Genomic DNA, 10,903 nt, shown 5'->3' with positions numbered 1-10,903 from the left:
GCGGGTGGGCATGCCAGTAAAGGGTATTGAAGGTTTGCAATGACAGGCGATTGATCAAGGAAAACGGCGGAGTAAAAGGCACACTCAACGAGCGCTCGTGGCTGACATCAAGGCTGCCATAGCAGGCATGATCGCCGACGATGAACACGCCTCGGCCGGTTTCGCTGCCCCTGGCCAGACAGTCGACCCAGGCCACGCTGTACTCGTGCAATTGATCCAGTTCGGCGGACAGGTTGAAGAACTCGGCCAGATTGGCAAAGCGCACTACTCGGGTATCGATCTGGCTGGCCTGAATTGGCATCAGTTGCAGGTCGGCCCAGTTGATCACTCCGGTCAGGCCCAGGCCGCCGATAGTCGCGGCGAACAACTGCGGATTCTCCAGTGCCGAACAGATGCGGGCCGGTTCGCCGTGGCGCAGCAGACCGAAGCGCTGTACATGCCGACCGAAGGTGCCGCGGCGGTGGTGGTTTTTGCCGTGTACATCGTTGGCGATGGCCCCGCCAATGGTGGCGAAACGTGTACCGGGTGTCACCGGCAGGAACCAGCCATGGGGAATGGCCGCCGCGAGGACTTCGGCCAGGGTGATGCCCGCCTCGACCCGGATGGCGCCACTTGACCAGTCGGCACGGATAAAGCGGTCGAGAGTACGCATCTGCAGCACCTGATCGCTGGCCGCCAGGCAGCTGTCACCGTAGCTGCGACCACTGCCGTAGGGCAGGCTGCTGCCATGGTCGCGGATCACCTGGCTGACATGGCGGGTGAGGTCGTCGATCCAGGGGCAGGTATGACCATGTTGTTCGGTCAGGGGGTAGCGCCCCCAGGAATGCAGGTCAGTGTTCATGCGGCAATCCAGAACACAAGGGCGAACAATGCGCCGATCAACTGGCTGACCCGGTCGCGAATGGCGAATACCACCGGATCGTCATTCATCTGGCCACGATGGGTCAGCATCCACACCCGGGTGATCCAGAACAGCAGCAACGGGCAAGCCAGCCAGATCACATGGGGATGGCTATAGAGCACCACCGTGGCACCTTCGTGGATGTACAGCGCCAGGACCATCACCGCCAGGTGGCCGGAAGTGGCACCCAGAGAGGCGATCATGTCCAGATCGGCGGGGTAGTAGCCGCGGCCGCGGGTCTTGTCCTTGAGATCCTTGAGCCTGGCTTCGCGCAGCTCCGCATAGCGCTTGACCAAGGCCAGGCTGAGGAACATGAACATGGAAAAGGCCAGGATCCAGAAGGTCAGGGGCAGGTTGAAGGCGGCGGCACCGGCCAGGATGCGCGTGGTATAGAGCATCGCCAGGACAATGACATCCAGGGTCATCAACCGTTTCAGGGACAGCGAGTAGGCCAGGGTCAGCAGGTAGTAGCCGCCCAGCACGGCGCAGAATTGCCAGGGCAGGAGCAACGCGGCGCCGCTGAAGGCACCGAGCAGCAAAAGCGGCACCAGCACCAGCCCTGACCTGATCGACAGGCGCCCGCTGGCGAACGGGCGGTTGCGCTTGCTCTGATGATGACGGTCGTCGGTGAGGTCCAGCAGGTCGTTGAGGATATATACGCTGGAAGCGCACAGGCCGAAAAACAGGAAGGCCAGCAGGCCATGGAGTACCTGCAGCGGCTGATTGAGTTGATGCGCCGCCAGCAGAGGCACGAAAATCAGCGCGTTCTTCATCCACTGATGCAGGCGCAGGGCTTTGCGCCAGTCCTTGAGGCTGGCCGTGTTTGACTCGATGACCTGCTCGACATTGCCCTGGGCCTGGGCGCGGCTCTGCACACCGGCCTCGGGGTTGACCACAATGGCTTTGCGTGACGCCTGCCAGACGCTCAGATCATCCCGGGAATTACCTACATAGTCGAAGCCGCCTTCACCGTAATGCGCCACCAGCACATCGCGCTTGTTGTCCGCCGACAGATTGCGCTCGGCGTCGGAGGCCCAGACCAGATCGAACAATTGCAGGTGCTCGGCAATCCGCCGGGCCAGGCTGTCGTGGGCGGCCGTTGCGAGGATGATCATGCGGCCAGCGGCACGCTCGGCTTCGATCAGTTCGATGACTGCCGGGTCGTAGGGCAGCACTGTGACATCGAGTTCAGTAGCCAGGGCCAGGCCTTGTTTAAGCGCGGCCTTTCCCTGGAACAACCATCCGAACAGTTTGAAAAATTGCAACGGATGGCTTCGGACGAATGCCATGGTTGTTTCCAGCAACAAGTCCGAGCGCAATAAGGTGCCGTCGAGATCGACAACTAAGGGGGGGTAAGTTTCAAGAACTCTTCCCTGAATTCTGGGCATTGATCAGCACTCCGGCCGGGGGGGACAGGGGGCACTATGTAACGTAACTGCGAATTCTCCATCTCAATAAAATCAATAGCCCTGCAACTTGTTCGTCAGCGAGCTGGCGTCAGAAATGTTGACGTTGTGGCTGTTTCAATTGATTAACAATATGCAGTCGACAGCCCTTCGTCTGCAGGCGGATTATCCATTCACGCGGCCTGTAATCGGGGTCATAATGACCCCCTTTCCTGGTTGGTGCCTGGAGTCGTAATGACACATCCGTTGCTGTCCGCCCTGGTCCCTCTGGTGGCCGATCTGTCCCGCGAGCTGCCGGATGACGAGCGCTACCGACGTCTGCTGAGTGCGCTGCGGCAGTTGCTGCCCAGTGATGCGGTGGCCCTGCTCAAGCTGGAAGATCGCGTGCTGGTACCGCTGTCGGTAGAGGGGCTGAGTCCAGATACCCTGGGGCGGCGTTTCAAGGTTGATGAGCATCCGCGCTTGAAGATCATCATGGAGAACCTGGGGCCGACGCGCTTTGCCAGCGACTGTGACCTGCCCGATCCCTACGACGGTCTTGTCCAGGGCCTGGCGGGGCATCTTGAAGTTCACGACTGCCTGGGCTGCCCACTCTACGTGCAGGACAAGCTCTGGGGTGTGATCACCCTCGACTCTCTGGATCCGACCAGTTTCGGCCAGGTCGACCTGGATAACCTGCAAGCCTTTGCCAGCCTGGCCGCAGCCACAGTGATGGCCAGCGAACGAATCCAGCAACTGGCGCGCAACTTCGAGGATCAACGCCAGCTCGCCGAAATCTATAAACGCGCTGCCGGTGGCCGCAGCCCTCGTGAGTTGATCGGCCAGAGCCCGGTGCACAAGCGCTTGCAGGAAGAGATCCAATTGGTGGGCAACAGTCCGTTGACCGTATTGATTACCGGCGAAACCGGCTGCGGCAAGGAGTTGGTGGCCGAAGCCATTCACCACCAGTCACCACGGGCGCAGAAACCGCTGATTAGCCTTAACTGCGCGGCCTTGCCAGAACTGTTGGTGGAAAGTGAGCTGTTCGGCCACGTCAAAGGTGCGTTCTCCGGCGCGGTCAGCGGGCGCAGCGGCAAATTTGAACTCGCTGCTGGCGGCACGCTGTTTCTCGATGAGGTTGGCGAATTGCCATTGCCGGTACAGGCCAAGCTGCTGCGGGTGCTGCAAAGTGGTCAGCTACAGCGGGTGGGGTCCGATCAGGAACACCATGTCGACGTGCGTATCATTGCCGCGACGAACCGCGACCTGGCAGAGGAGGTGCGCGCCGGGCGTTTCCGTGCCGACCTTTATCACCGTTTGAGTGTGTACCCCCTGCGCGTACCGCCGTTGCGTGAGCGGGGCCGCGATGTTCTGCTGCTGGCCGGTTTCTTCCTTGAAGAGAACCGTGCACGTATGGGCCTGCGCAGCCTGCGGCTCAACCCCGAGGCGCAGAAACTACTGGTCGGCTACTCATGGCCCGGCAATGTCCGTGAGCTGGAGCACTTGATCAGTCGCGCCGTACTCAAGTCACTGGCCCAACACGGTGATCGCCCGCGCATCCTCACCATTGAAGCCGACGCTCTGGATCTTGCCCATGAACAATCGACTGGCGAGCCAGAAACCCGGCAGGGTAAGCCAGCTCCAGTCAGCCAGGGTGAAAGCCTGAAGACGGCTGTGGATAGCTACCAGAAGATCCTCATCGATGACGCTTTGGTCCGGCATCAGGGTAAATGGGCGGAGGTTGCCCGGGAGTTGGGGGTGGACCGGGCCAATCTCAGCCGGCTGGCCAAGCGCCTGGGGATTCGCTGAGCACGGTTATCCAGGACAGCGCCAACAGGTTATTCAAGTCGGCAGATGCTACTGGTCTGCCAACTTTAAAAAAGACTGAATTTTTTTAATTGCACGCCGGTCCGTTGTAATTCCAAGGATGCCACTAATGGACGCGCAACGCAGATGTCCCAGAGCAAACACTACCGCATCGATTACTTATTAAACGGTGCGTTCAAGTCGTTCTATATCAGTGCTCAACATATGGATAACAGTGAGGCATGGCATCACGCCAGTATCGATGCGGGACTGGGCCGCATACCCAAGTACCGCACCGAGAAAGTACCTCGTGTGACCAAACCTTATGCCGAACATTTCGGCATAACCAATGTTGAATGGACTCAGGCCTGAGGACTAATGAGCGATATTTTCCAGAGCCAGATTACGTGTGCGGGGACCGAAGCGGCCAATGGTGATCATCACGATCAACATGCTGCAGACGATAAACGTCAAGACACCCGGCGTGCCGAAATGGTCGAGGAAAAAGCCGATCAGCAAACTGCTGAACACGGTTGAAAGGCGACTGAACGAGTAGCAGAAACCCACCGCACGGGCACGGATATTGGTCGGGAACAGCTCGCTCTGGTACGAGTGATAAGCGAAGCTCAACCAGGCGTTGCAGAAAGTGATCATTACCCCGCAGACAATCAGGCCCGTGGCGGTGGTCTGAAAAGCAAACAGACTGCCGAAGATCATAGTGCCCAGGGCCGAGCCAACGATCTGCCACTTGTTCTCGAAGCGGTTGGCATAACGCACGAACAGCAAAGGCCCCAACGGATAAGCCAGGGTAATTACAAAGGCATAGCCCAGGCTGTGGGTGACGCTGACGCCCTGACCCGAGAGGAGGGCGGGCAGCCAGTTACCGAAACCGAAAAAGCCGATGGCCTGGAACACATGGAACACAATCAGCATCAAGGCACGACGACGATAGGGCGCTTGCCAGATATCGGCGAAGCGGCCATGACCGTCGACACTGATGGCTTGCGGCACTGGCGTTTCCAGGGCCTGGCCATGTTCCTTGACGCAACGCGCTTCAAGTCGGTCGAGAATGCCTTCGGCTTCGGCGAAGCGCCCTTGTTGCGCCAGCCAGCGCGGCGATTCCGGCAGGCGAGCACGCAGCCACCAGATGAACAGGGCGAATACTGCACTGGCGATCACCACCCAGCGCCAGCCCGAATAACCGAACGGTGCCTGGGGCACCAGCCACCAGGACATCAGGGCAACAGCAGGTACCGATAGAAACTGCACGAAAAAGGCAAAGGCGAAAGCCGAGCTGCGCATGCGCTTGGGCACCAGTTCAGACAGATAAGTGTCGATGGTCACCAACTCGATGCCCAGGCCGATGCCCACTAGAAAACGCATGCAGATAATGCCCAACGCCGAGCTTTGTACGCCCATCAATACCGTGGCGACGGTGTACCAGATCAGCGCAAAGGTAAAGATCGCCCGACGGCCGAAGCGGTCGGCAATCGGGCTGAGCAGGCTTGCGCCAAGAAACAGGCCAAGAAAAGTGGCTGACGCGAAGGCAGCTTGATCGGAAAAGCCGAACACGCCGAGATTACCGGTGGCAAAGATCCCGTCGCGGATCAGCCCCGGGCTGATATAGGCGGTCTGGAACAGGTCATACAGCTCGAAAAAGCCGCCAATGGACAACAGCGCCACCAGGCGCCACAGGGTCGCGACCGCAGGCAGGCGGTCGATGCGCGCCGAAACCTGGGCAGCACGCGAGAGGTCGATGCCGTCGGCAGCGGGGGAAAGCGAAACCATGGGGAGATGTTCCAAAACCGTGGGTATGGCTCTATGGTAGCTTTTTTACATTTTGTCGCAATTGCTGAATCGAGCGATTGTGATGGAAATCTCGATGATTTCTTGCGCTAAAAAATAATTAATGGAAATTATCTGCTGTAGCAGTCCTGGAGTGCGGCAGCCGCGACTTTGCAGGAGCCGGCTTGCTGGCGATGGCGCTGTATTAGCCACTGATGCCCTTGCGAGCTGCGCACTCGATCGCCACCAAGGCGGCTCCCACACCACCGAGCGATCCACGTCAATGATGTATCAAGGCATGTCACGAATCTTTAAGATGCCTCCTTTAGTCCTTTGCCCGCCGGGTTCCCGTGAAGTACAAACTGCCCACCACTGCTACCGCCCCGTTCTGCCCTTCCGCCGTCACCGACAGCATTGCCATCCCGGCCAACGCTTCGTTATTGCGCAAAATGCTGCTGTTTGTCGGCCCCGGCCTGATGGTTTCGATTGGCTATATGGACCCCGGAAACTGGGCGACGGCCATCGAAGCCGGTTCGCGTTTCGGTTACTCATTGCTGTTCGTGGTGGTACTGGCCAGCCTGTCGGGCATGGTGTTACAGAATCTATGCTCGCGCCTGGGTATTGCCACCGGGAGGGACCTGGCGCAGCTGTCGGCGTCGCGCTACAGCCCTCGCGTCGCCAAGGGGCAATGGCTTCTGGCCGAGCTGTCGATCCTCGCTACCGACCTTGCCGAAGTCCTCGGCGCGGCGCTGGCCTTTCACTTGTTGCTGGGGGTGTCCATTCCCGTGGGTGTCGCCCTGACCGCCTTTGATACGGTGATCGTGCTGGCCTTGCAGGGTGCTAATTTCCGTCGCCTGGAAGCCATTATTCTCGGTCTGATCGCCACCATCGCGTCGTGTTTCACGGTGGAACTGATCCTGATCAAACCTTTCTGGCCTGATGTTGCCGCGGGCCTGAAACCCAGCTGGGATGTGCTTAGCCAGCAGGAGCCGCTGTATATCGCCATCGGCATCCTTGGCGCGACGGTGATGCCCCATAACCTGTATCTGCATTCATCGGTGGTGCAGACCCGCGTCAATGGCAGCGATCAGTCGAGCAAGGCCAGCGCCATCCGCTTCGCCCGTCTGGACACCCTTGGTTCCCTGAGCATCGCCCTGCTGATCAATGCCGCAATCCTGATCCTCGCGGCGGCCGCCTTCCATCACAGTGGGCATGCCGATGTGGTGGAAATCGAAGATGCCTACCATCTGCTCGACCCACTGGTAGGCGGAACCCTGGCCAGCGTACTGTTCGGCGTGGCGTTGCTGGCGGCGGGGCAAAGCTCGACCTTTACCGGCACCATCGCCGGGCAGGTGGTCCTCGAAGGCTTTCTCCACGCCAAGATCCCCTGCTGGCAACGGCGTCTGATTACCCGCGCTCTGGCCCTGATTCCGGCGCTGATCGGGGTGATCTGGCTTGGCGATGGTGCGGTGGGCAAGATGCTGGTCCTCAGTCAGGTAGTGCTCAGCCTGCAACTGCCGTTCGCCCTCTGGCCGTTGATCCGCTTTACCAGCGACCGCGAATTGATGGGGCCATTCGTCAATAGCGCCTGGGTGCGGATCCTGGCCTGGAGCCTGTTCGGGCTGATTTCGGCGGCGAACCTGGCGTTGCTGTTCTTCTGGATTAACTAGCTCATTTTTTGACTCACCTCTGGCCCGAACAGCGGGCCAGAGCATCTTTTGCTTATCGCTGTATTGTTTTGTATATAGCGAAAGTTATCATGGGGATCTCGACGGCGTCGTTGGCAACGGTCGCCGACTGTTCACACAACAACGGGGAGGCCCGATATGTCAGGACGTATCTACCCCTATACCGCCTGGTTGCTGACCCGAACTTTCGCCGTGATCGAAGTGGAGTTGGTGGGCACAACGGGCTCCGGGCAGCACGAGCGTACCGCCAAGGGCAAGTGGTATCTGCCCGATTGCCTGTTCGCCTCACGGGAGCAGGCCATCGCACATGGCCGCCTGCGTATCGAAGCGGCGCGGGCGGAAATCGCCCGGCGCCAGGCGGCTCTGGACGACAATATCGCGATGCTCAACAAGGCTCAGGGTTTTGACGAGCGCGTGCATATGGCAATCCGGCAATGAATCTCCACGCGACTCATTGCGGCGTCGACCTCGGCGAACTCGAAGTCAGCTTCAATGCCGGTTTGTGGACTCTGGAGGTCCAGTTGACTCATCCGGCCTTGGTTTGCGGGGGTTTCTACGAAAATCTGTTGGTGTAACTACCGTAAATCGGGTGGCAAACACAGGGTTAACGTGGGACCGGCTTTAGCCGGGAAGTGGTCAGTATATTCGGTGCATATCTATGACCTCGAATATCGTCTTTCCGGCTCAAGCCGGTCCCACCGAACAGCGGCGTTCATTGTTTACAGCGTGTTCTTCACCAGCACCGGCTCATTGCTGTACTGCCCGTCGAACAGTTTGTGCAACTGATCGACCTTGGGCAGGTCGTTGACCACGATGTAGGGATGGCTCGGGTGCAGGGTCAGAAAGTTCTGGTGGTAGGACTCGGCCGGGTAGAAGCTCTTGCCGGTTTCCACTTTGGTCACGATGGGCTGGCTGAACGAGTGGGCCGCATCGAGCTGGGCGATATAGGCCTGGGCGACTTTTTCCTGGGCCGGGCTTTGCGGGAACAGTGCCGAGCGGTATTGCGTGCCGCTGTCCGGGCCCTGGCGATTCAGTTCGGTGGGGTTGTGCGCTACCGAAAAGAAGATCTGCAACAGCTTGCCATAGCTGACCTGACTCGGGTCGAAGGTCACCTGTACGGATTCCGCATGACCGGTATTGCCGTCGCCGACCTGCTCGTATTGCGCGGTCGTGGCCGCGCCCCCGGCATAGCCTGATACTGCGTTCTTCACGCCCTTGACGTGCTGGAACACACCCTGCACCCCCCAGAAGCAGCCACCGGCAAACACCGCAGTCTCTTCGCCGCCGCTGCTGACCACTTCATCCTGCACCGGTGGCGCGATGACCACGGCATCTTCGGAGCCGGCGAAAGAGCAGGCGGCGGTTTGCAGCAATAGCAGGCCGGTGCCGATGCTCAGCAGGCTGCGGCGCCAGTTGAAGGGGGAAACAGTCTTGTCATGGTTCATGTAAGTCTCCTGAATCTGCAAAGCGGCACCCGTCTTTCAGGTACCGATGATTGGCTTCGGTCAGCCGAAAGTAAAGGCGTAGGCCGCTACACCGGCATCGAGGAATTCGATGGTGAAAGTGTGATCCGCGACGTCGCCGGGTTGCCGCACCAGTTGATACAGCCTTTGTTCCTTGACCTGGCCGCTGCCGTCCGGCGCCACATCCATACCGTGGGCGGCGCCGGGTGCCTTGCCATCGACGGTCACACTGAAGCGCACCGGATTGCCATCCGCGCCCGGGCCCAGCACCAGGTGCAGGTCACGGGCATGGAAGCGGTAGGCGATCTTGCCGTTCGCGCTATTGAGAGACGCCTGTTCCGAGCCGATATTCCATTGGCCTTCCAGACCCCAGTCATTGAGCGCCGGATTGCCCGGCAGACGATATTGGGCCGACTGATCCGGCCGGGCGCCGCCAGGAGAAGCGAATTGTGCGGCGCGCTCGTAGCCAACATAGGTTTCCGGCGAACGCACATCGCGCAGGTCGGCGGCCTGTTGCACGCCGTTGGCGTTAACGTCGATCACATCACTGGCCACCTTGCCCGCACCGGCTTCACGCAGCAGTTGCTGGATGACCTGTTCGGACTCGGCATAGGCACCTTCACCGAAATGGTGATAACGAATGCGGCCCTGGGCATCGGCGAAGTAGTGAGCGGGCCAGTACTGGTTATCGAAGGAGCGCCAGATCTTGTAGTCGTTGTCCAGGGCCACCGGGTAGTTGATGCCCAAGTCACGCATGGCCTTGGTGACATTGTTGACGTCACGCTCGAAGGCAAATTCCGGCGCGTGTACACCAATCACCACCAGACCCTGATCGTGGTATTTCTCGGCCCAGGCCTTGACGTAGGGCAGGGTGCGCAGGCAGTTGATGCAGGAGTAGGTCCAGAAATCCACCAGAACCACTTTGCCCTTGAGCTGGGCGGCGCTCAGGGGCGCTGAATTGAGCCATTGCACGGCGCCATCGAGCGAGGGCAATTGACCTTCAACGGGCAGACTCGCCGGTTGTTTGTCCACGGCTTTCATCATCATGGCCGACGACGCCATCATCGCGCCGGAGCCATTGTCCCGAGCCTGCATGGCTTCGCTGTTCTGCGCCATCATTGCGCCGCCACTTTTGTCCCCGGCCAGTTTGCCGACCAGCACCTGCTCCAGACTGCCCGTGGAACCACTGGAAAAACGCGCCAGAATGCCGGTATCCAGACCCAGGGCAATCGCTGCGACCCCGGCGAGCATGGCGCCGCCGAGCGCTCGGCGCACCCATTCACCGGCACCGATGGAGCGCTTCATCGCCGCGAAGACCTTGCCGCCCAGTAGCAGGGCCACCGCCAGGGATGTCGCGGCACCTGCAGCATAGGCCAGCAGCAACAGGGTGGTGCCAATGCTGGCACCCTGCAGGGCCGCGCCGGTCAGCACCAGGCCAAGAATCGGCCCGGCGCACGGTGCCCACAACAGACCCGTGGCGACACCAATGAGGAACGAGGTACCGGGACGTGGCCGGGCATCGTTGCCCGCCGCTTCTGACAGACGACTGCCTGCCGCGACCAAAGGCCGGGTCAGACGCTCGGCCAGTTTCGGCAGCAACAGGGTCAGGCCGAACAGGGCGACGAACACCAGGGCCAGGCCGCGGCCGTATTGATTGAGCTGCACCACCCAGCCACCGCCCACCGCCGCCAGGGTGGCGACCAACGCAAAGGTCAGTGCCATGCCTGCCAGCAATGGCAGGCCGCTGCGCACGAAGGGCTGGCCGGTGCGCGCAAAGACAAACGGCAGGACCGGCAGGATGCAGGGGCTGACGATGGTCAGCACACCGCCCAGATAAGCAAGGATCAGCAGCAACATAGGACTCGTCCTGGAAGA

General features: G+C 60.2%; 10 protein-coding genes. 5 read left to right on the top strand and 5 right to left on the bottom strand.

All coding sequences use genetic code 11. The features are described from left to right. On the bottom strand, window positions 1-841 hold an 841-nt coding region (locus tag ACCD02_RS23870), incomplete at its 3' end, for an FAD-binding oxidoreductase (RefSeq protein WP_413307405.1). Further along, complete coding sequence (locus tag ACCD02_RS23865) at window positions 838-2,289, bottom strand: UbiA family prenyltransferase (RefSeq protein ID WP_413307402.1); 1,452 nt, start codon at window positions 2,287-2,289, stop codon at window positions 838-840. The genes ACCD02_RS23870 and ACCD02_RS23865, both read right to left, overlap by 4 nt. A gap of 252 nt (window positions 2,290-2,541) precedes the next feature. Between ACCD02_RS23865 and norR the strand changes: the two genes are divergently transcribed. Both norR and ACCD02_RS23855 read left to right on the top strand, forming a co-directional pair. Further along, window positions 2,542-4,095 carry a nitric oxide reductase transcriptional regulator NorR gene (gene norR / locus ACCD02_RS23860; RefSeq protein WP_413307399.1) on the top strand — a complete coding sequence of 518 codons (1,554 nt, stop codon included), beginning with the start codon at window positions 2,542-2,544 and terminating at the stop codon, window positions 4,093-4,095. A gap of 144 nt (window positions 4,096-4,239) precedes the next feature. Beyond that, window positions 4,240-4,464: a DUF6555 family protein gene (locus tag ACCD02_RS23855; RefSeq protein ID WP_413307397.1), complete on the top strand. Its 225-nt coding sequence runs from the start codon at window positions 4,240-4,242 to the stop codon at window positions 4,462-4,464. Window positions 4,465-4,467: 3 nt separating this feature from the next. On the opposite strand, the gene ACCD02_RS23850 is transcribed toward ACCD02_RS23855, so the two are convergent. Continuing rightward, the gene (locus tag ACCD02_RS23850) at window positions 4,468-5,880 is read right to left on the bottom strand and encodes an MFS transporter (protein WP_413307394.1); all 1,413 of its coding nucleotides are present in this window, start codon (window positions 5,878-5,880) and stop codon (window positions 4,468-4,470) included. A gap of 359 nt (window positions 5,881-6,239) precedes the next feature. Between ACCD02_RS23850 and ACCD02_RS23845 the strand changes: the two genes are divergently transcribed. The 3 genes from ACCD02_RS23845 to ACCD02_RS23835 all read left to right on the top strand — a co-directional run bounded on the left by ACCD02_RS23845 (window position 6,240) and on the right by ACCD02_RS23835 (window position 8,140). Continuing rightward, entirely contained in the window at window positions 6,240-7,547 is a 1,308-nt protein-coding gene (locus ACCD02_RS23845; RefSeq protein ID WP_413307433.1) for an Nramp family divalent metal transporter, read from the top strand. Window positions 7,548-7,703: 156 nt separating this feature from the next. Further along, window positions 7,704-8,003 carry a hypothetical protein gene (locus tag ACCD02_RS23840; RefSeq protein WP_413307391.1) on the top strand — a complete coding sequence of 100 codons (300 nt, stop codon included), beginning with the start codon at window positions 7,704-7,706 and terminating at the stop codon, window positions 8,001-8,003. Further along, window positions 8,000-8,140, top strand: a complete 141-nt coding sequence (locus ACCD02_RS23835; protein ID WP_413307388.1) for a hypothetical protein — start codon at window positions 8,000-8,002, stop codon at window positions 8,138-8,140. The genes ACCD02_RS23840 and ACCD02_RS23835 overlap by 4 nt, the downstream gene beginning before the upstream one ends. Before the next feature lie 144 nt (window positions 8,141-8,284). On the opposite strand, the gene msrA is transcribed toward ACCD02_RS23835, so the two are convergent. Further along, entirely contained in the window at window positions 8,285-9,010 is a 726-nt protein-coding gene (msrA, locus tag ACCD02_RS23830; RefSeq protein WP_413307385.1) for a peptide-methionine (S)-S-oxide reductase MsrA, read from the bottom strand. 60 nt (window positions 9,011-9,070) lie between these two features. Further along, entirely contained in the window at window positions 9,071-10,885 is a 1,815-nt protein-coding gene (locus tag ACCD02_RS23825) for a cytochrome c biogenesis protein DipZ (protein ID WP_413307382.1), read from the bottom strand. Window positions 10,886-10,903 lie beyond the last annotated feature (18 nt).

It is taken from the genome of Pseudomonas sp. Pseusp88 (assembly GCF_047303955.1).
In the GTDB taxonomy this organism is placed as follows: Bacteria; Pseudomonadota; Gammaproteobacteria; order Pseudomonadales; family Pseudomonadaceae; genus Aquipseudomonas.
Note: the sequence above shows the minus strand (reverse complement) of the source record. Positions and strands in the feature narration are given on the sequence as shown.